The organism is Shewanella sp., from assembly GCF_047975355.1.
Lineage (GTDB): Bacteria > Pseudomonadota > Gammaproteobacteria > Enterobacterales > Shewanellaceae > Shewanella.
Genome location: NZ_JBKEDJ010000054.1, coordinates 1 through 21,944, shown reverse-complemented (window position 1 = coordinate 21,944; position 21,944 = coordinate 1). Strand labels below are relative to the sequence as shown.

The window sequence follows — 21,944 nt, the reverse complement described above, 5'->3', positions numbered from 1 at the left end:
GATGTCTTCCCGCAGCGTTGACAATAAACAGCTGGGCATTCAAATGATGACCGCCAAGGGAGCCACTCTCACCAATGTGGAGTCACTGTTATTTGAACTGCAACATGAAGCACAAGGCGACCGATTTAAGGCGCTGATTAAATTGATTAAATAAGGCTGATTAAATAAGGCGAGAAGAGAGCTTATTCAAGCTCTCTTTAGTATTCAAAACGCGGCAACACAGACCGCAAAGTTGGCACGATTGGCATAGCTACGAAAGCTATAACCACTGGCCGCGACTGAGATAATGCCGACCTCGAACTCGGTCTCATATACAGTGCTGGACCAAGAAGGAATCGTCGAACTCCACTGCGCACGTTGATAGGCTGCGCGACTCTCGCCGTACCCATAGAGAGTGTCTAACTCCTGCTCAGTTGGCCTGCGCCAGTTATCTTTACCGGCAAACTCGAGTGAAGCCAATTTTTGGCACCAGCGGTCAAACTGACCATCGACACCAATCTTGACTTCATTGCCCTTGGCCGCTTCGGTGCCGGGTAAGATAACGCCTTTACCGTCCTGCCGAAACAGGGTGTATTCTCCTCGGCTTGGGCCAAATACAAATTCCTCCAGCACATTAAACGTCATCGCATAGCTATCGCCACTGTTGTCGGCATCATCTTGTTTAAGGTAACCCAAGGCGTTCATCACTGAGATGGAAGGAGAGCTGCTAAACCATTTCGTTTGACGATCGCTTTTATCATAAAGTGCTTTTATTTTTAAGCAGTTGGTTGATGCCAGACTGCGGTCATTATTGTTAAGGCCGCCATCAAAACTTGTATCGATTGGTGTACCTTCGACATAGCCGCACAGAGGAATTTGTTCTTTATGGCAACATTCAGTCAGAAAAAATAGCAGCACTATGGCACTGCTGAAAATGGCAATTTTGGCGGGATTAATCATGACAACAAACCTTAATCCAGTATTGATAAAAAGACAGTTACAGCCAACCCTAAAGACTTTCGCACCAGCGCCAGCCTTAAGTGAATGGGGTCGTAAGGCTATAGCGCCTTAACCACGGCTTCCTGCACCAGCAATTGGTCGTTTTTGTAAACCAACAGTTCACCTATCGGTCTTTCTTCGGCGCTCAGCACTATCACATCGCAGACATAAAGATAGGGGCCGCTTTTAAACTGGAAGGAATGATTACCGCCATTGCCATCGAGTACTAACTTCCCCTTGTTGAGGACTAAATCGGGCTTTTCGCTCAGGGATTTGCCCTTTGCCCAGGCGGCATAACGGTATTGGTTACGGTCGATGGCATCGACACGTATGGTAAATCGCGCGGTTTCCCATGCCAGCTCAGGGCTCGTAAACTCGCGCACACTTTCGTGTAACGTCGATTTTTGCTCTGCGATCAGCTCATCCCTTAGCTTGGCTTCCTCGGGGCTTTGGTAATTAATGCCCGAAATTTTGCCATCAAAATCCAACCAGACACTACCATGATCGAGCATAATGCCGCGCCAACCCATAGACTCCCAATTGTTCTCTGTGGTCGAATTAGCAATTTGAACCAGCAATTTGCTATCAAACACTTGCCCAAATCGCTCTAACATTTGCTGTGGATTTTGCACATCGGGGAGCGGGTATTCCCGCTTAAGGGGATAAGAGATTTGCTCGGCAATCGCCTGACGATCACCCGCCTTAGCCGCATCAATCAGAGCTTGCACCTGCGGTACATATTCCACCTCTAAGGCGGCCTGAGCCTGTGGTGCTACGCTAAGACTTCCCAGCAGCAAGCCCGCATAAAGTCCCAAGCGCGAGAGTCGATTAATACCTGAATATGTTCGAGAAGATAGGGCATTAGACATGATTTATTCCTTTAAAGTCAAAAACATCCAAATTAAGACTCGGCAAGGATACCATAGCTTAGGTGTGATAACACAAGCAATCACCCCTAAGCTTGATTCAGCAACTGTTCTTGAGTAGCGCCTCAAGCCAGTAGCAAATTAGACACTATCGCCACCGCCACCGACATAAAGATCACCCCAATCACGCCATCGATCATCGGCGTGAGTCGTTGCAGCTTTTGCTGCACCTTGGCTTTAGAAAGCACCAGCGCCAGAAAGCCAAACCAGAGCAGTGACAGCACAAATAACATTAGCGCAGCAGCCAGCTTAGTCGCAGATGTCACGCTAGGGGTGATAAGGGCGGAGAACAAGGTTAAGAAAAACACTAAGGCTTTAGGATTCAATAAATTGGTATAAAGCCCCCTCATAAACCCCTGTTTGGGTAATAAAGTGTTTACCGCACCCGCCATGGGCATATCAACGCTGGTTTCCGATGTTGTTGTGAATCCTGAGGGATCAGCGCCCTCGCCGTTCAATACGGTTTTAGGTTTACTGAAAAATGTCACCGCAGCCTTAAGCGCACCAAATCCCATCCACGCCAAATACGAAGCCCCCAGCAATTGCACTAACAGATACAAGCTATGGGAGCTTTTAATCACTAAGCTGACGCCAGTTAAACTCAAAATGGTATGGGCTAAAATCGCCACCGATATTCCCGCCGCCGTGGCGACTGCGGTGTTTCGCGGCTGCGACGTAGCAATCTTCACCATAATGGCGAAATCCGGCCCAGGGCTAACTAAGGCTACACAATGAATAACGGCTAAGGTGACTAACAGGGATACATCCATCAATAGGGCTCCGCAAAACAAGAAAAACTGAAAGTCCAGTATGACTAAACCGCCAGAGCCTGCATTGTAAGAAATTGCACGCGGTTAATTTACCGAGACTAATTAAAGCATGCGCCGCTGAAATTGGACGGGTGAGAGTAAAAAGGCCTGCTTAAACGCCTTATTTAAATGACTCTGATCGAAAAAGCCTAACTGCTGCGCCACATCCGCCACTAAGGCGCCATGGGTTAAGGACTTTTTCGCTAATTCTAATCGCACTCGCTTCAAGTAGGCATGGGGTGTCATCCCAGTAGCCAGTTTAAATTGGCGTAAAAACTGAAACTTACTCAGGTTAACCTCATCGGCCAACGCCTCGAGCTGGGTGTTTTGCCACGGCTCATCGTGAATTTTCTGTTTGATGCGATTTAACTGCAGCCATGATAACCCCCTATCCTGCCGTAAATTCAGCATTCCCGTGGGGTGGCGCGTCAATAACAGCTGCATAAAGTTCAGCAGATGCGACTCGGCCGCCAGCTCAGAGCATTGACCTTGGATAAGCACATCATGTAGCAGGATAAAGTATTGATATAACGCAGGGTCATCTACCATGGGCGCATTAAAGAAATGCGCCTTGAGCCCCATCTCTTGGCTAATGCTGTTCATATACTCCACGGGGATCGACATCACCTTAACCCGATAACCTTCGGCGTCGCGGCTTTGTCCATCGTGGGTTTCATCGGGATTGAGGGTCGATAGCCCATGTTGCCCGAGCTGATAACGACTGCCTTTATTGATAAATTGCTGCGCCCCTTGAGTCACGACGCCTAAGTGGTAATCCAGATGCACGTGTTTATCAAAACTGAAATGCGTAAATTCCGCCTGACTCAGTTCTATGCCTGAGAGGCTGGGATGGCGCCAATAATTGATATTTTCAACGGGAGTCACACGGCTCATAGGGTAAGCTAAATCTCACTCGGCAAACACAACTTTAGATATTACTCATTCTAGCCGCCGAGATCTTGGCTCGAATAGTAAAATATTGCAGCGTCCTCCCCAAAAATGCAAAACGCCCGAATGCGGGCGTTTTGTGAAAACCAACATGCTGGATTAGTGCGAATGACTGCCGTGGCCACCTTGCGCCTCAATGGCATGGCCTTCGCTGTTATAAAAACCACTGCTACCGTGTTCGATAAAGCCTTGGTTGATCATCTTGGCGATAAAGGGGTCGGACTCACTGTCACCTACATCGGCAAAGTCAATGTCTTGATAATTCTGGGTTAAAGCAGCGAATGCTTCGTGGCTGTATGGCTCAACCTTGAGCAACTGATAACTTAAAACTTCACCTAAATTAAATTGCTGTGGCAGCTCAATGCTGGCAATCCAGTCGAGCTGACTGTCCATACCATTCACCTTACCCGCGAAGCCCTGGGCCGAAAAACAAGGCAATTGTTTTAGCTCAGTTTTTGCCAAGTTAGCAGGCAATGCTGGAGACACTACATGGTACAACTGATCGCGGTCGTGCTGAATGTTTAGCGCCCTTAAGTCGCCCTTGCGATAGGTGACTGAGCGTTTTTCAACGGGGAAATAACGCACATATTCGCCATTGGGTGCCCATTGTTCAAAGGTGGTGTTATCCCGTTGAATAATAAAATCTTGTTCGTCTCTTAGCAGTGTCACCTGCCAGCTTTGCCCCTTAGCATTGGTGACTTGGTACTGGGCTTTTAAATGGCTGGCCTCAAGTGTTGCGCATTGTGCATTAGCCTGATTGGCAGAAGCAGCGCTAACGGGAGTGGCTAAGGCCATTACAGGGGAGGCTAATGTCGATACCAGAGTGACTAAGAGGAGTTTGTTCATGTTATTTCTCACTTACACGCTAATTTATAACTCGCATTACAGACTAACGTCTTTACAGACAGTTAGATAAAAGCCGATGGCAGGACAGCCTGCCATCGGCATTTGGCTTACTTCGCCGCCATTGCAGCTTCCGCTTTCGCGACTAAGTTTGCCGCACGGTTCGTCACGTGGAAGATATGGTTTTGTTCAACCGTACCTTGGACCAGATCCGAGCTGGGGCCGCGAGCAAAAATCGCCACGTCTTCACCCGCATGAGTTTCATCGCTTAATGGCACTAATGCTTCTTGATGGAAACCAGCACTTTGCGTATCCACAAAGTTCAAGTCCTTACGGCCTGCATCCACGGGGAAGTTATAGCGCTCATCGCCACCCGTCGCTAATGACGCATAACCCATGCCGTTGGCATAACCTACTGTTGTGTAAGGTAAACCGTTAGCGTCGGTTGAGTTAGTCACTTCGGCGATACCATTGGCATCGTTACTCTTCACTAGACCAAGGATTGGGTTACCACGGGTTGGATAACCTGCGATGGTGAACACATGGCTGTGGTCAGCCGTCACCATTAACAGAGTGTCGTTTGCCGAGGTTTTTTCCATCGCAACACGCACCGCTTCTGATAGCGCAACAGTGTCGTACAGCGCACGAGCAGCGTTACCGGCATGGTGCGCATGGTCGATACGGCCGGCTTCGACAATCAGCACATAACCTTTAGTATTTTTCTTGAGAATATCAATCGACTTAGCCGTCATTTCCGCAAGTGATGGCTCACCCTTCACACCCGCTTCGGTGCGGTCATAGTCGTATTCCATATGGGATGAGTTGAATAGACCCAGTAAATGGTCAGTGCTGGCAACATCCACATTGAGGAAGCCATCTCTGTCTTGAACGTAGGCTGCATTCGTGTATTTTGCTAACCATTCGGCGGTCAGATCGCGACCATCGTTACGCTTACCCGCTTTACCTTCTGGATCAATCAAGGTTTTTGGAATAAAGCTGCGGCGACCACCGCCCATCATCACGTTTAAGCCGTTGCCATAGTTAAAGTCGAGCATTTGCGCGGCGATATCTTTACAACCATTGGTCACGGCTTCGGCTGGCAGGTTTGAGTCAGCTTCCCAGTCACGCTCAGGCACGTGAGCATAGGTTGCCGCAGGCGTTGCGTGAGTTAAACGCGCCGTAGTCACCACACCAGTCGACATACCCGCCATGGCGGCCAGCTCCAGTGATGTCACTAAGTTTTGATCTTTGGTCGATGCGCAGTTAGCACGTACTACGCCTTCAGCCTGTGAAATCACGCCCACATCGGTTTTCACCCCTGTCATCATCGCCGACATAGTGCCCGCAGAATCTGGTGTTTGACCATCGACGTTATAGGTCTTAGATAAACCGACGTAAGGTAGAGTTTCGAAGGATAAAGAGTTTTCTTCACCCGTCTTGCCCTTTAATTGGCCTTCTAAAATACGGGCCGCAGTGATAGTCGAGACACCCATGCCGTCGCCGACAAACAGGATCACGTTCTTCGCCGCACCCACATCGTTGTTGACGCTCAGGCCATCAGCCTTAGTCACACGCGCTTGAGCATCGACATACCATTGGTTGACTGCGGTCCAGTCTTTACCGTCGCTGCCATTGGAACCGTTAGAACCATTCGAACCCGGCGTACCTGCCGCGCCGTTGTCACCATCGCTACCGCATGCGGCTAAACCCAGCATGGCAGAGATTGCGAGGACCAGTAATTTCTTATTCATTTTTAACTCCAAAAGTGAGAACAGTAGGTCGCTGCCGACCTATTAGTACTTAGTGCCGCCAAGCTGCTGGGCTTGGTTGATAATGTGGAAGATCACGTTCTGCTCAATCACGCCTTGCACCAGATTCGAACCTGGGCCCATTGCGTGTAAGCTAATGTCTTCACCGGCGTGTGTCTCACTTTCCATTGGGATAAGTGCTTGTTGCATGAAGTCTTTATCTTGAGTATCGACTGAGGTTAAGTCGTCACGAACACCAACCACTGCGCCAGGGCCGTTAGTGTAGGCCAGCGTGGTATAAGGCTTGCCGTCGTTAGCGAGGGCTAACGAACCATCCACATCGTGAACTAAACCTAAAATCGGGTTACCGCGTTTTGGATAGCCTGCAATGGTAAATACATGGCTGTGGTCAGCCGTTACCATGATGAGCGTGTCGTCGCTGCTGGTTGCATCTACCGCGGCTTTCACGGCTTTAGATAACTCGACCGCATCGGTCAAGGCGCGGCTAGCGTTGCCTGCGTGGTGACCATGGTCGATACGACCCGATTCCACGATCAGCAGGAAGCCCTTATCGTTTTTCTTTAAAATCTCGAGGGATTTCGCGGTCATTTCAGAAAGTGATGGCTCACCACCGATGTCATCATTGCGGTCCGCTTCGTATTCCATATGAGATGGGTTAAAGAGGCCGAGTAAGTGATCGGTATTGGCTGCATCGATAGCATCGAAGCCTTTTTTGTCCCACACGTAAGCTGCTTTGCTGAAGTTTTCAACCCAAGCCTTGGTCAGGTCTTTGCCGTCTTTACGTTTACCAGCTTTGTTCTCACCGTCAGTCACTTCTTTGGGTAGGAAGTAGCTGCGACCGCCACCCAGCGCAACGCTAAGGGAATTGGCTTCATCACGCATCACCAGTTGGCTGGCGATATCAGTACAGCCATTCGCAACGGCTTCAGTTGGCAGGTTAAAATCGCCTTCCCAATCACGCTCTGGCGATTTAGCGTAAGTCGCCGCAGGAGTCGCGTGAGTTAAACGGGCGGTAGTTACAACCCCGGTCGATAAGCCTTTAGCATTGGCTAAGTCAACCAGAGAAACTAATTCATTACCTTTAGAAGACAAACAGTTACCACGTAAACTGGTGTCAGAAATCGAGATGATACCGGCTTTGGTTTTTACCCCGGTCGCCATGGCGGTCATGGTACCTGCGGAGTCAGGAGTTTGCTGGTTAGTGTTGTAGGTTTTCACTAACGCAGTGTGGGGAAACTGCTCAAAACTTAAGAAGTTTTCTTCACCACCTTGGTTATCCGTTTGCTGCTGTCCTTGCAGAATACGGGCGGCGGTTAAGGTTGAAATACCCATGCCGTCGCCGACAAAGAGAATCACATTTTTGGCTGTTTTCTTGGTTTCAAGCTGCGCTTTAGCCGCGACATTGGCTGCACTGTCTTTAAACCACTGACTGTCCGTTTGGGTTGCGGGTAAGACTGCAGCGTGGGCTACAACCGTCATTAAACTGCAGGAGATAGCTGCAGCGATCCGTTTAATATTCATCACGTTCATCACCGATTTTATTATTGAGTGTATGAGGGTATTCCCTTTAGAGGCGCCTACATTTTCAATGCTTTATATGACGAACAAGCGTGATTTTAATGGCGTTTTTATTGCAGCTAGATGTCGAAATGATTGCAATAAACAGGATAGGGAACGCTAAGTTTATTCTAGTTACGGGATAAACTTAGCGTATTGACTGGTGCTAGCAGTAGTCAAAGTTAGAAGCGATAACTGACACTCACCCGCACCATGCGCGGCTCAACAGGATGATAATGCAAGTCTTCCACCCCTTCAGCAGGCTCAGCCGCTAGGCGAGACTCGTAGAAATAATCGATATCGTGGTCTTTGCTATCAAATATATTCAATAGCTCAAGCTTAGTATCGAAGCCCGAGAACTGATAACCAAGGGCAAGGTTCACTAAGGTAGTGTCATCGGCTTTATGCTCATCAAAACTATCGAGGATCCGCTCACCTAAATATCTGAGCCTGACACTGGTATACCAACCATCGCCATCTGGGCGATAAGTGATGCCCGCACTGCCAACAAAGGGCACTGCGCCATCGACATATTTACCTTCATCGAGTTCATTCTCGGTAAAACGAGCACGGGTCCAGGCCAGTTCCATATCTAAGCTCAAATCATCGTTAAGCCAATAGTAGGCAGTGACTTCAACGCCGTAACGCTCTGAGGCGCGGCTTGGTTCGGTATTGCCCGCATCGCCGACGAAGAGTAACTCAGAGTCGAGTTCCAAATACCAAAGCGCCGCCGAAAAGTTAATAAAGTCGCGATCATAGTATTTGACCCCAAACTCGCCGCCATTGGAGCGGACTAACAAATCGACCTTTTCAACCGGATCACCCGTGACAGGGTCGACCTTAATGGTTGCACCGCGGGCATCGTTAGAATGCAATCCCTGCCCCATATTCATATAGAGTTCCAGATTATCGTTCACTAGGTAAGAAGCACCCGCCTTTAAGCTCAACATGCCATCGGAAGCATCGCCGCTGTTTAGGGGATTATCACTATCGACCTGCACATCGAAATAGTCGTATCTCAACCCTACATTCAAACGCCATTGCTCGGCAGGCAACCACTCAAACTTACCAAAGAGTCCCGTTGAGAGTTCCTGCACTTCATCAAGCCTCACAGTGCTGAGGCGTTCCCGTGCTTTAGTGTTATATAAACCCACTGCACCAATATCGTCGTAGCGCACATCGGCACCTAGGCTGTAATTGACTTGTCTCCCGGCCAGACTCATCTGCCAGTCGCGTTTAACATCGCCGCCCCAAATGGTGCGCTCATCGACCTGCTCAAATTCATCGCCATTGATGGGATCGTTTAAGAAGTAAGTAAAGTTTGAAAACAGATCCATGGTCGAGCGGATGGCATAGGCATTGGCCTGCCAGTTACCGGCGTCATAATTCGCCGAAATGCTGTAACGACTGGCCTCACCGCCCACATCTGTGTCGAGTGAACCGTAAAAATCAATCAGTCCAGACTCCACCGCCCGCGTCGGAATTTGATCCGCCGAATTCCAGCTATTGTCGTAGGCCATCATGGTGAGGCTAAAGTCCCCACCATTGAGCTTGGTAAGATAGTGACCGACCACATTGACCTTGCTGACATCTTCCTTAATATCACGCCAAGGGCCATCGTAAGCCTGCAATTCTGTGCCTAAAATAAATCGGCCGACCTCGGTCTTCATATCCTGAGTTGCCACCAGCCGTTGATAACCGTATTCCCCTAAGGTCACCCCAACTTGGCGATAAGCGAGTTCATCGGCGAGCAGAATTTGCGCCGCGCCCGCGCCGGAAAAATCCGCCACTTCTGGATAATATGCTCCTTTGGCATAACGGATTTCCCCTAACAGCTCGGGGATTAAAAAGTTAAGATCCGTATAACCTTGACCATGGCCGTGAGTCCGCATATTGACCGGCATACCTTCGACACGGGTATTAAAATCTGTGCCATGGTCTAAGTTAAAACCGCGCAGAAAATACTGATTCGCCTTACCCGAACCACTGTGCTGAGTGACTATCATCCCGGGGACAAACTCGAGGATCTCCCCCGTGCGCAGCAGCGGGCGACTCTCGATTTCCGCCGCACCTACTATCCCTTCCGACGCCGAAGTACTATGGCCTAAGGTATTAATTTGCCGACCGCGCACTTCTAAACGCTCGATATTATCCGCGCTGTCTGCCATGGCTAGGCTCGATAGGCCACAAAGGGGTAATAACCAAACACCTGATAAGTAAGCCTTAGTTCGCCATCCTGTTACTTTATGGAGTGACTTCATTTTTCCTTCCCGAGTCAACGAATTGATGACGCGGATTTAACGCTGTCTTCACAGCCAAAAAACTGATCGAGCTCAAACTCTGCTGAACAAAAAATCGCCGCAGGCAGCTATCTTTCAAATTTATATGCTGTATCGCACATTTTTATAAACAAAAGGACAAATTGTCCGCACCAAGATCACATTTCATCCCAGTGCGAACATACCAAGGCTCGACTCTCTCCCAGCTTTAAATCTCTGACCCCAATGGCGCGAGAATGGCTATACTTTAAGCACTTAAAAAGGTTAAGGATACCCTATGCATGCCCCCTCTCACCCCAAAGGAATAATGGCTATTTTCTTGAGCATGCTCTTAGGCTTACTATTCAATCAGATGATTTGTCTGACACTAAGCGCCAATCCCTCTACCACCACTCAATCTCCCGCGACATCCGATAAGCCCGTTATCACCCTGGCGTATTATGAGAGTCCCAAGGACAACCTGTACTTTAGATTCGGAGAACTGATTTACACCGAGGCCTTTGCACGCCTTGGTTATCAATTTAACTATCAAGTGGTTCCGCCGATGCGCGCCAGCCTGATGGCGGACTCGGGAAAAGTCGACGGCGAACCCGCGCGGGTATTTTCCTATGGGCTGAAATTTAAGAATTTAATTCGAGTGGAAGAACCCATAGTCGAAAGCAAACTCATTGCCTATGGTATCAACCCAGATACACAAGTGCTGGACTGGGATTCACTGCTGAAACATCCCTATCGCATCGAATATTATCGTGGGATCTTTTATATCGAGCAGAAACTTGAGGGGCTGGTTCCGGTAGATCTCCTGACGACTTCTTCTTCCCCTGTGAACTCCTTTCGCCGCATGTTACGGGACAGGATCGATATCTACATAGATACCGAAGCAATTGGGGAAAGTATTCTGCAATACGCTGAATTTCAACACAGTAAAATCCATCCCGTGGGCGAGTTGGATGACATAATAAGCTTCGGCTACCTGCATAAACGCCATAAAGCACTGGTGGCCAAACTCAGCGCGACCCTCAAACAAATGAAACAGGAGGGTTTGTTCGAACAATTTTGGCAGCAAGCCTATCAAGAACTCGACCCATCTGTTCCCCCAGAACGAAAGGCAAAGGACTGAGAGTTAATGTCTCATTTTATTTACAGCATTGCATTTGGTTAACTTGAAAGCACTTTAACCTTTGCTACAGTCATAGGTAATTCCTAACCAATATGGAGGTCAATAACGCTCATTACAGAGGTCATTAATCGCATATCACGACACACGTATTCCAAGGAACAGATGAGAAACCCACAGGTTAAATACCTCAGTGCCTTTCCTTACACTCCTCCCTTGGTATTAAGGGCGAAGGATGAACAATAAGTTAAAACAATTCATCGAAATATTGCAGCAACAGTCCCGTTCTACCGTCGCTAAGGTGCTGTTGATTATTGGCATGTTTATCGCGATCTGCATCGCTCTGGTTACACTCGTCTATATTCAAGGCAATATTTTCGATGGTGTTCGCACCTACGTCAGAGGTGAGGGACTCTGGGCTAAGGCGCAAAAGGATGCCACTTTTTATCTCATTCAGTATTCCTACAATAAAAATGAAGTGGATTTTCAACGCTATCTGGCGGCAACCGCGGTGATGCTGGGTGACCGACGTGCACGCGAAGCTCTACTCACCTCACCTATTGATGAGTTAAAAGCCAAAGAAGGGTTTATCCAAGGTTTAAACGATGAAAGGGATACTGAGTCGTTAATCTGGTTTTTCCGGCATTTTAACCGTACCCACTATATGCAGCGGGCCATTGAGATTTGGACCCTTGCCGATGAAAGATTTAACACTATGATGTTACTAGCAGACTCGATGCACGATGAGGTTTCCCAATTTGGTGGCATGCCGCAGAACCTCAGCCAATATCGCCAGCAGCTTATCAAGCTAAATGAAGAATTACTCAGCTTAGAAATTGAATTTTCCTTAGTGCTCAGTGAAGGCGCTCGCTGGGTAAAACGCATTACCTGGCTAATCAGCCTAGGTGCGCTATTGCTGTTTATCAGCATAGGCGTGTTTGCCAGTAGGCAGATTATTCGCAATATCGCTAAATCTGAAAAACTATTACTGATCAGTGAGTCACGGTTTAATAGTCTTAAAAACTCCGACACCATAGGCATTATTTCATGGCAGCTCGATGGCACCATACACGATGCCAACGATCATTTTCTCAATATGCTGGGGTTTGACCGTGAAGACTTAGCCGCAGGTCTTATCAACTGGCGCTCACTCACGCCGCCTGAGTTTGAGGCCAGGGATAAGATAGCCATCGGCGAACTTATCGAGCTTGGTCACTGTAATCAGTATGAAAAACAACTTATTAGTAAAATGGGTGCCCATGTTCCCGTGATGTTAGGCGCGAGTTTTTTAAATAGCAGCACCCATGAAGGGGTTGCCTATTTTATGAACCTCACCAGCAGTAAGCAGGCCGAGGATAAGCTCAGGTTGGCCGCAACCGTATTTAATGCCAGCACGGACGGCATCATAATCACAGATCCGCGACTGAGCATTATTTCTATTAATCAGGCATTTACCGATATAACTGGGTTGACTGAGCAGAGTTTACATCAAGACGCCTCACGCTTTATCAATACAGGACATACTAACGAAGATGCCTATCAGGCCATGTGTAATCTGTTACAACAGGGGGAGCAATGGCAGGGTGAATTAATCAAAGAGACAGAATCGGGTTATCTGACCCTCAGCGTGAGGATAAACACGGTACGAAATGAACATAACCGACTGACTCACTTCGTGATTGTGATTACCGATATTTCAGAGCGTAAAGCCGAGGAAGAACATCTACGCCACATAGCCCACCACGATGCACTCACCAATCTCCCTAATCGAGTCTTGTTCCAAACCAAATTAGAGCAAGCGATCGTCCATGCCCAGCGATCCGATGGGATCTTTGCCATTCTGTTTCTCGACTTAGATAACTTCAAACCGGTTAACGATGAATATGGCCACGATGTCGGCGATAAATTATTACAGGAAGTTGCCAAAAGACTCACGGGCAACATTCGGCAAATCGATACCATCACCCGCCTCGGCGGTGATGAGTTTGTGATTTTACTGGAACACTTACCCAATGAAGAGAGCGTACCCGTCTTGGTCCACAAAATCACCCAAGCGCTCAGTGCCCCCTATTCTATCCATAAACACAAGCTACACATTGGAGTGAGTATTGGCTCGGCCATTTATCCCTGCCACGGCACCGATGCTAAAAGCCTAATCCACTATGCGGATCAAGCCATGTATATGGTCAAAAAAGCCAACAAGCTGATGCAATAATCCCTGTGACAACCCAAATATCACCATTGACCTTAGTGTCAATCCCACATATAAAGAACTTAAATTAAGCACTTAGAGCAAACTCATGGAAAGAGGCATTTTAGTTCGTTGGAACGATGAGAAAGGGTTCGGTTTTATTCAACCGGAACAACAGGGTAAAGACGTTTTTATCCATATTACCGTGCTTAAGCACATGGCCAGAAAACCTCAGGTCGGCGATAGTATTCTGTATCGCACCGAAATACAAAACGATGGCAAAGTAAAAGCCATTAAGGCTTCTATTGAAGGCGTGGCCGTGCTCGCCAACGCCAACAAAAGCCCACGCCGTAATACAAATCCCCCGAGTCGCTCTCTATTGAATACCCTGCTGCCGCTGTTATTAATCTTTGGCATTGGGATATTTGGCTTTAAAAAATATACCGAGTTTAATGCCACCCCAGTGTTAACCAACGCTGACATTGAACAAATGCCTTTGTATGAGACTCCAGCTCCTAAAACACAGTTTCACTGTGAGGCAGGTAAAACCCATTGCAGCCATATGAGCTCTTGCGCCGAAGCGACGTTTTACATCAGTCATTGCCCAAATACCCAAATGGATGGCGATAGAGATGGGATCCCCTGTGAAAGCCAATGGTGTGGCCATTAAATAAAAAGCCCCTGTTAATATACAGGGGCTTTATCATGGGATGAAGTAACGCAATTAGATGCGGTGAATACCGCCCGTCTCGTGTTTCATCCTAACTCTTAATGTGTTTTACGGTTTCTTCTGTAAGCTAACGGAAGTAAACCTAGGGCTAACCAGCCTAAAGCACCGCCCGAACTCTTATCTTCTGGCTCAACGGTGACTACTGGTAACTTACAGCTGCCATCATCGGTATTAGCAGAAGCATTGTAGTTAGTCGCACTGCTGTTAGTACAACCATACTCAATACCATCTGACTCTACCACCAGATTGAAACTGGTCGATGCCGCATCTTCTGGATTCACGCTGTCTTTTACTCTAACAGTGACCAAGGTTTCGCCATGGAAGTTTGCCGTTGGCGTTAAGGTCACATTGTTACCATTCACGGTTGTCGTAAAGTTATCACCCATCACTTCAATCACATTACTCACTTGGTTTTCATCCGAGTAGAGCACGTCGAAGCTAATAGATTGATTTTCTTTAACCGTCTTATCGGCAATGGTAGCAAGTTGAATGTTGCCAGCAACCTCAAGTTGCAGTTCTAACACTTCACTATCAGCACCTGTCAGGTGGTTTTCAACCATCAGAGTTTGAGTTGTACCCGCTGCCTTTTCAGACACATAGGCATTGAACTTCACATTGAATTGCGACTCTTCTGGACCTGTGTAATCCATACAAACCACAAACTTGTTACTCAATACTGCGTCGAGGTTGTTATAGGCAACTGAAGCGCCGAGGTTCACATCAACAGGTATATCGCCATCGACAAAGATACGGCCGTCGGCTGCTTTAAAGCCGATAGAACCTTTACCATCGACCATTTGCAGGTTGTCGTAGGCAAACAGCATCTCATACTTGCCAGGCTCGTAGTTCACATTCATGCGTAGGAACATTTCGAAGTCAACTAACTGACCAGGAGTGTTTGTACGCTGCACGTTATCCCACTCAAGTACTAACCAATCGCGTTTAATAGTATAGGTTGGTGTAATACCCGCATTCAGATGGTATTGACCATAACCACCGTCGAAACGTTTAGGGATAGTGTTATCGCCTACCCAGTATGGTCCAATCACATATTCAGGCATTGGTAAGCCACTCACATTTTTAGGGAACTCTACGTGAGCGTAAGGAACATGACGATCAGAATTGAAGCTGACTAAACCTGCAGGGTTTAATTTAATAGTATCAACAAAGTACTTATTAAATAGTGGGAATTTCACGTCTTCAGTCGTACTCATCAAATCTTTGAGCTTATAAGTAAACTTATTAAGGTGATTCCCTTGAACGCCCTCCAGTGTCTTCCAGCCTAAGTTTTCACGCAGTTCGAGATAACCTGGGTATGGAGAGCCAGCCACAGTTAGCGAACACATAGGATCATTCTGGTTATTGGTGATCTTATAGTTACGTACTACATCCTTAGTGGTTTCCTGAACACCAGACAAGCTAATAGTGTTGTTTTCCAGTACAGGAGTTCCCGGTGTAGCATTAGATGCAACAACTGAACCTGGAATGATTTGGATTGCATCAGGGAATTTGGCATTTAGCGCAAAATCACGTGCTTCCGCTTCATTGTTCGCAATCACGTTAACTTGGAACTCAACCACTTCACCTGGGATAGCTGTTTTACGGTTAGCGGTGAAAGTCACGTCCTTATCAACTTGGTTGATAATCACCGGCACAAAACCTAAATTACCCGCGTCATTGGCATTAGTACCAATGTCGAAACCACCGAAGTAAGTGTTACCCACTTCCATTTCAGGCAGATGGTAAGCAAGTTCCAGATTGTACTCTTCGTAACCAGGGATCTGTGAAGGTGCTTTAACGGTTAAGTTACCGTTATCGCCAGTCACTACCGCAGTAGATAAGCTAATATCACGACCTTGATCAACTTGCCCAGTAGAGATAGATGCCAAGTTCATATAGACAGTAAAGTAACGCCCCGCCTGTGGGTTAGGGATTGTACAGAAGTTAGTAATAGCATAAGTGGTAGACATACATAGGGTTTCTTCCATCGATGGTAAACCGTCACCATCGGCGTCTTGACCCATAAATACTAGCACGCGGTCATATTCACTACCCACTACACTACCCGCAAGCAACTTAGCGCCTTCAGGTACGTCAGTCCATTCAATATGGTTAGGGTTAACTTGGACGCCATCGACTTCTACAGTGTCAAACGGATCGCCACCGGTTCTATCGGTATATAGATGAACCGTTTTATCAGCCCCCTTCACCATACCATAGCTACGCGCAGTGAAATCGGTGATTTCAGCGGTATTGAATGGACCTACGTTTAGGGTTGAAGATTTACGATGCGCGTTAATTTTTAAGTATTTAGGTAAACCAGAATCACCCTCATAGGTCCACACTGGCAGCTCAAGCACTGGCGATGTTGGATTATCAGAGGTCAGAACGATTTGACCTTGGTTACCGGTTAAATCAATCACGCCTGTACCAGCAACATTCTTCTTAGTTTTCGCAGTCACTACGATAGATTGGCTTTCGCCCGCTTTGATCGTAAAGCTTTGCGGCTGCACACTGACATCGAAGTCACCAAACCAAGTCTCAGCCGCAACGGTCCAAGTGGCATCTTCAGTTGCAGTGAAGGTACGCACAAACGAACATTCTGTTGGACATTCGTTATCGACCATGTAAGCCGTGTTGAGGTTCTTTGGACGGCCGCCCAGATTAGGGTTAGCAGTCGCCATGTTGTCCATAGACTCGTCGAGCACCAGACCGACTTTATCGGCTAACTCAACGTGCATACGACCCGCACCCACGTCTTGCAGGGCTGACTTTTCATCATAATCTGAGTAGTAATCTAAGAAGCTAGAGTTTGTCAGATCGTTAGATGCTGTCATCAGCAGCGCCGATTGTACTTGCATTGGCGTCCAGTCTGGGTGGGATTGACGGAGTAACGCAGCAGCACCAGCTACGTGCGGACTCGCCATTGAAGTACCAGATAAGGTTGCCCAATCACCCGCGAAAGGGTTTTTGGTAAAGGGTTGGTCGTCTGATGCGGCAGCGAAAATATCCACGCCTGGAGCTGCGATATCCACGAACAAGGTATCGATACCAAAGTAAGATGGACCACGACCAGAGAAGTTAGCGACTCGCTCCTTATCAACGTCCTTCATTTCAGCAGCACCGGCTGTGATGGTCGCCATATGACCAGAGCCTGTTGCTAACCAAGTACGCAGTTTAGCAGCATCGCCATACTTAATCAGAGAACCAGGAATGGTATAGGGAATCTCTGGCGCACTTGAATCGTAACTTGGTGTTTGGGTAGCAATAATAATGCCTTCCGCACCACCCGCTTGTACGTTAGCGGATTTAGCCATTAGCGGGAATGAGCTGCGCGTACACAGTACGATCACATTCTGCGCGCTTTCATCAATTTCAGTCGCTGGATTGTCTGCTAAATCAAATGTGCCCGCAGGGAAAGGTTTATCACAGTTTTTAACGTAGGATGCGACAGGCTCATTGGCGTTTTTGAATTTATTCGCATCAACCACAAGACCCGTCACTGAGCTGAAGTTACGCGTTGCACCAATAATATCTGCAGGTGCAGCAGTAGCACCGCCAAACATTTGCTCAACGGTGTTTTTCTTGAAACCGACAATTTTATCTGCAGAGTGAGCCGCTACTGTCGTCACCCATGGAGATGAGTGGTCAGCAGTCATAAGGTCTGGACCCGAGTTACCCGCAGCTACCGCAACGAACACACCCGATGCCGCCGCGTTTAAGAAGGCTTGCTCCATTGGGTCTAACCATGGATCTTCTTCAAGCGAACCTAAAGAGGCGTTAATAACATCAACGTTATCGATAGCAGATTGTTCAATCGCAGCAACAATAGCAGAGGTTGGACAGCCCGCATAAGGGTCACCCGACCCACCTGGCCAACAAACTTGGTAGGCAATAATGTTAGCATGGGGTGCCATACCGGACACTTGATCTAACTTAAGGCCAGTTTCACTCCCTTTACTCTGAGCGACGCTATCGGGACTGGAGTGGATTAAGTCTTTGATGATGTTACCAGCAACGGTACCAGCAACGTGCGAACCGTGGTTGTTATAGTCCAAACCTACTGCTGGGCGGGTTTCAGTGAATACTGGGTCAGTATAGACTTTGGTGATTTCTGGATAAGAGTAAATACCAATCAGCTTGTCGTTGCAGTACTCTGGTGAATCAACGCAATCGCCTAGGAACTTACCCGAACCGTTAGGGTTAGTATGTTTATAACCATCGCCACCCACTGCGGCAAATGACGGATGGTCATGGTTAATACCAGTATCTATGATACCAACCACCATGCCCTCGCCCTTGTTAGACAAAGTATTGAGCGCGCTAGAGCTCCAAACCGTAGTCGCGCCAGTTTGAGCAGGCGTGCTAAAGGTTTGTAACTCATAAATTTTTTCACGGGTAATACGCTTAACACCAGGCACTTTAGCCAGACGCTGCGCCTGCTCCTGAGTGAGTTCGGTAACGAAACCGTTCAGTGCTACCGAAAACTCACGGCTCACTTTAACATCCACACCCTGTAATGCTTGAGCTTGTGCAACAAAGCTAGCGCGTTTCTCAGCAAGATAATTGTTATACGCTTTTAGCTGAGGTTGATTGAGGTTTAACGGCGCATTGGTTCCACGAGCCTTAGCTACGGTATGTTGTGTCGCAGCAAGTTGTGCAACGCCACCATCGTAAGTAGCAATAAGTAGCAATAGGTGCATCACTTAGCTGTACAATGTACTTATGTACGCCTTGAATATCGGCTTCTGGTGTAAAGATTTCGCGCTGTTTTTTGATTGTTTTATTTACCTGGTTTTCCCATGTATACGATTCTTCGGCTAATGGCTGCGGAGCATAATCCGCAGGTTGCGTTGCCCAGACGGAGTTCAGCTCATTAGATGGCGCAACTGTTGTAGTTGAAGCGACACCGCTACCAACATACAAAGCAGTCGCCACCATAACGGCGACCTTATTCATTGTAAGCATGATTTGCCCTTATATTTCACAACAATAATTATTTTGAGTCACCAAAGGGTAACAATTTTAAAACATCGCGAATAATTACCCTAAGCAAGTGAAGCGTCAATTTGACAAAGGCATTTGCTACAAAATGCTACTTGTAAAACAATGTATTAAATAAAGTACACCAGCCGTTTAGCGATATTTAACTTAGTGAAATATTGGGTATTTATAATGCTGAGCAGTAGTTCAATGTAAAAAAATGTAGAGATAAAAAGCAGCAGACGAGTGAGTAGATGAGCCATCAAACCATATACTATATTGAATCTCGAGCCATGCTCGACTCAATTTTGAATAAGCACTACGCCGTACTTTTGTTATTTGGTGCACCAAGTTGTGGTGTGTGTCAGGCGCTTAAACCGCAGATTGCGGATTTGTTGGCGAGAGAGTTTCCCAAAATGGTGCTGGCGTATATCGATTGTGAAGCCCAAGGAGAAATTGCCGCCAGCTATCATGTATTTAGCCTGCCGGTGGTAGAAACCGTGTTTTATGGCAAAACCTTTGGGCGTTTCTCGAAGGTGTTTTCATTGAATGATATTCATCACGCCATCGCGCGGCCTTACTCATTAGTATCGCAAGAACAAACCGAGGAAGAATGAGTGGCCTAGGATCGAATGCCGTCCTAACAATGGAACAAAGCAAAAAGAGCTGAAATTGATGATAAGGAGTCCCATAACAACGAGACTCCTAATTCGATTGCGGTTAACGAGCCACTCCAATAGAAGATAAGCTGACGCTTCCCGACTTATTCGGTGATTAGTAAATCGAACCAATCACCGGGCTCTGCGTCCTGCGGAGCAAAGCGTACTTGCAATAATGGGCTTTCACTGCCTTCATATTTTATGGAGTCTTCAACGACAGTTTTACCCGCTCCTTTTCCGCTACAACTTGCCACTGGATTGGTTGAGTTTACAGAATTTAGTGCAACCGAATTCCCAATTAACGTAAAACCTGTCACCATCTGTTGCTTATTTTTGCGAGAATCAAAATTGACCACTTTATTTATATCATAGGAAATTTCCGCCTCTTCACTATGATATTTGAGAGTCCCTTGATTATTCGCGCTCCCATTGGTTGTGCCCGTGCTACCAGTCCACCATTCACAGGTCCAGGTTACAGTACCTTCAGCAAAAAAACGGAATTCTAGAGCAGATGCATTCGCCTGTAATTGGCTATTATTCCAGTCAAATACCGATTGAATATCTCCTTTGCCAATAAAACCATTACCATTTTCATCATAGGTAACAGTGGCATTAACCGAACTAGCAAACACAAAGGTAGCTAACGCTACGAGTGTTGATTTAAATTTCATATATTCTCCGAAAGGTAAAAAACTAATTTCCATATCCTGTTAGCGCATGCATTGGGTTTGCATATCACCAAGGTTTTTCACCTGATTCGGCAACTCAGCCATCTTAATAACAGCCAGTACAGTAAGATCCGAAGCTTTGCGACCCCGTTTCACAACGGGTGTGCCTGTTCGTCAGTTGACGTAGGAAAATAAGCCAAGCTTAAAATCCTACTATAAGATGATAGATAAAAATGAAGGCGTCAAACTTTAGTATTAAATTTATTCGACGTTAAGCGCTTGAATAACTAACGCTTATGGCAACCAGCCGCAGTCAATCATCAGCATCTATCAGGGATTAAGCCCCCTAATCAGGGCTGCCACTCACCTCTACCGAATAACCTTCATCCTGCTTGATAAAATCGACAAAGTTTTTAATGGCAGGTAAGGCATCTTCCCTATGGTGGGAGACATAAAGTAATTGGCTGAGATGGTGCTCGGCAATCATGTCCAAAGCCCGCATCACTAAGGTGCGATTGATAAAGTCGAGCCCTTGATATGGCTCATCCAAAATCAATAATAACGGCTGTTTAATCAAGGCTCGGCCTATGAGCAATAGCCGCTGTTGGCCATAATCCAATTGTTTAAAGCCGGTGCTGGCAAACTCGCTCATATGCAATATCGCCAGCCATTCCTTCGCCAGTTCCAATTGGGGTTTAGTGGGCTTATGGTACAGGCCAATGGAATCGAAAAAGCCCGACAGCAAGACATCGAGCGCCGAGCAACTGACGCGATACTGTAAATGCAATGCCGGCGACACTATGCCAATCCGTTGTTTAATCTGCCAAATGCTCTCGCCGCTGCCTCGGGGTCGGCCAAACAGGGTAATGTCGTTGCTGTAGCACTGGGGGTGGTCGCCCAAAATCAGCCCGAGTAAAGTACTCTTACCACAACCATTGGGGCCTCGCACTTGCCAATGCTGGCCCGCACGAATCTGCCAATTCACCCCTTTAAAGATCGAGCCGCTGACATATTCAACCTTGCCATTTTTAATGTCGACTATGGGATCGAACGCTTCGGCATTGTGGCGTTGACGCTCCATCAATGCCAAGAGTTCGGCGCTACGGCTGGCCGAAAGCGCATTGAGCTGCGCCATCACAGGATGTGTACGCCACTGCGTAATCGACATGGGCGCGCTCAGTTGATGCACATGCTGACCCGATTTGAGCATATCGCTATTAAACAGCGCCACATGGCTAATACAGGGCGGTAATTCTTCTTGGCGTGAGGTGATAATGAGTAGCTGCGTATGTTCGGCAACCTCCACCAGCAGCTGCGACAGGCTAAGCTGATGTTCTATATCCAGCCCTGCGTAGGGGTCATCTAAAATCAGCAATTCGGGCTCAGTTGCCAGCGCCCGTGCTAACATCACCCGTCGGGTTTCACCGGTCGATAACTGCCGAAACCCGCGATGCTTTAAATGCGTTAATTCGACTTTCTGTAAAATG

The 21,944-nt window shown here is 47.3% G+C and carries 16 protein-coding genes, 1 pseudogene and 1 riboswitch; of the genes and pseudogenes, 5 read left to right on the top strand and 12 right to left on the bottom strand.

Features of this window, described 5'->3' with window-relative positions:
* Positions 1-154: pseudogene (locus ACK5NH_RS14550) on the top strand (hydrolase); the annotation flags it as partial.
* A gap of 50 nt (positions 155-204) precedes the next feature.
* On the opposite strand, the gene ACK5NH_RS14545 reads toward ACK5NH_RS14550, so the two are convergent.
* The 8 genes from ACK5NH_RS14545 to ACK5NH_RS14510 form a co-directional block, all read right to left on the bottom strand.
* The gene (locus tag ACK5NH_RS14545; protein WP_416921163.1) at positions 205-939 is read right to left on the bottom strand and encodes a DUF1566 domain-containing protein; all 735 of its coding nucleotides are present in this window, start codon (positions 937-939) and stop codon (positions 205-207) included.
* A gap of 98 nt (positions 940-1,037) precedes the next feature.
* Complete coding sequence (locus ACK5NH_RS14540) at positions 1,038-1,847, bottom strand: hypothetical protein (RefSeq protein WP_416921161.1); 810 nt, start codon at positions 1,845-1,847, stop codon at positions 1,038-1,040.
* A gap of 122 nt (positions 1,848-1,969) precedes the next feature.
* Positions 1,970-2,674 carry a LysE family transporter gene (locus tag ACK5NH_RS14535; protein ID WP_416921159.1) on the bottom strand — a complete coding sequence of 235 codons (705 nt, stop codon included), beginning with the start codon at positions 2,672-2,674 and terminating at the stop codon, positions 1,970-1,972.
* A gap of 102 nt (positions 2,675-2,776) precedes the next feature.
* Positions 2,777-3,607 carry an AraC family transcriptional regulator gene (locus ACK5NH_RS14530; protein WP_416921157.1) on the bottom strand — a complete coding sequence of 277 codons (831 nt, stop codon included), beginning with the start codon at positions 3,605-3,607 and terminating at the stop codon, positions 2,777-2,779.
* Between the two features lie 153 nt (positions 3,608-3,760).
* Complete coding sequence (locus ACK5NH_RS14525; protein ID WP_416921155.1) at positions 3,761-4,507, bottom strand: hypothetical protein; 747 nt, start codon at positions 4,505-4,507, stop codon at positions 3,761-3,763.
* 107 nt (positions 4,508-4,614) lie between these two features.
* Positions 4,615-6,255 (bottom strand): alkaline phosphatase, encoded by a 1,641-nt coding sequence (locus ACK5NH_RS14520; protein WP_416921153.1) that lies wholly within the window; start codon positions 6,253-6,255, stop codon positions 4,615-4,617.
* Between the two features lie 42 nt (positions 6,256-6,297).
* A complete protein-coding gene (locus ACK5NH_RS14515; RefSeq protein ID WP_416921165.1) occupies positions 6,298-7,794 on the bottom strand; it encodes an alkaline phosphatase in 1,497 nt (498 codons plus the stop codon).
* A 218-nt stretch (positions 7,795-8,012) separates the two neighbouring features.
* Positions 8,013-10,091 carry a TonB-dependent receptor gene (locus ACK5NH_RS14510; RefSeq protein WP_416921151.1) on the bottom strand — a complete coding sequence of 693 codons (2,079 nt, stop codon included), beginning with the start codon at positions 10,089-10,091 and terminating at the stop codon, positions 8,013-8,015.
* A gap of 295 nt (positions 10,092-10,386) precedes the next feature.
* Between ACK5NH_RS14510 and ACK5NH_RS14505 the strand changes: the two genes are divergently transcribed.
* The 3 genes from ACK5NH_RS14505 (at position 10,387) to ACK5NH_RS14495 (ending at position 14,087) form a co-directional block, all read left to right on the top strand.
* Complete coding sequence (locus ACK5NH_RS14505; RefSeq protein WP_416921149.1) at positions 10,387-11,229, top strand: hypothetical protein; 843 nt, start codon at positions 10,387-10,389, stop codon at positions 11,227-11,229.
* Positions 11,230-11,461: 232 nt separating this feature from the next.
* Complete coding sequence (locus ACK5NH_RS14500; RefSeq protein ID WP_416921147.1) at positions 11,462-13,441, top strand: diguanylate cyclase domain-containing protein; 1,980 nt, start codon at positions 11,462-11,464, stop codon at positions 13,439-13,441.
* A gap of 85 nt (positions 13,442-13,526) precedes the next feature.
* A complete protein-coding gene (locus ACK5NH_RS14495; RefSeq protein ID WP_416921145.1) occupies positions 13,527-14,087 on the top strand; it encodes an excalibur calcium-binding domain-containing protein in 561 nt (186 codons plus the stop codon).
* Positions 14,088-14,185: 98 nt separating this feature from the next.
* Here ACK5NH_RS14495 and ACK5NH_RS14490 read toward each other — a convergent pair whose 3' ends face one another.
* Entirely contained in the window at positions 14,186-18,850 is a 4,665-nt protein-coding gene (locus tag ACK5NH_RS14490; protein ID WP_416921143.1) for a S8 family serine peptidase, read from the bottom strand.
* On the bottom strand, positions 18,774-19,115 hold the full coding sequence (locus tag ACK5NH_RS14485) for a hypothetical protein (protein WP_416921167.1): 342 nt from the start codon (positions 19,113-19,115) through the stop codon (positions 18,774-18,776). Before ACK5NH_RS14485 ends, ACK5NH_RS14490 begins: the two co-directional genes overlap by 77 nt.
* A 269-nt stretch (positions 19,116-19,384) precedes the next feature.
* Here ACK5NH_RS14485 and ACK5NH_RS14480 point away from each other — a divergent pair, with 269 nt between their 5' ends.
* The gene (locus ACK5NH_RS14480; RefSeq protein WP_416921141.1) at positions 19,385-19,747 is read left to right on the top strand and encodes a thioredoxin family protein; all 363 of its coding nucleotides are present in this window, start codon (positions 19,385-19,387) and stop codon (positions 19,745-19,747) included.
* A 146-nt stretch (positions 19,748-19,893) separates the two neighbouring features.
* On the opposite strand, the gene ACK5NH_RS14475 is transcribed toward ACK5NH_RS14480, so the two are convergent.
* Positions 19,894-20,460: a hypothetical protein gene (locus ACK5NH_RS14475; RefSeq protein ID WP_416921139.1), complete on the bottom strand. Its 567-nt coding sequence runs from the start codon at positions 20,458-20,460 to the stop codon at positions 19,894-19,896.
* Positions 20,461-20,545: 85 nt separating this feature from the next.
* Positions 20,546-20,635: riboswitch (cyclic di-GMP riboswitch) on the bottom strand.
* A gap of 168 nt (positions 20,636-20,803) precedes the next feature.
* Positions 20,804-21,944, bottom strand: a 1,141-nt coding sequence (locus ACK5NH_RS14470) for an ATP-binding cassette domain-containing protein (RefSeq protein WP_416921137.1), incomplete at its 5' end; no start/stop codon positions are given.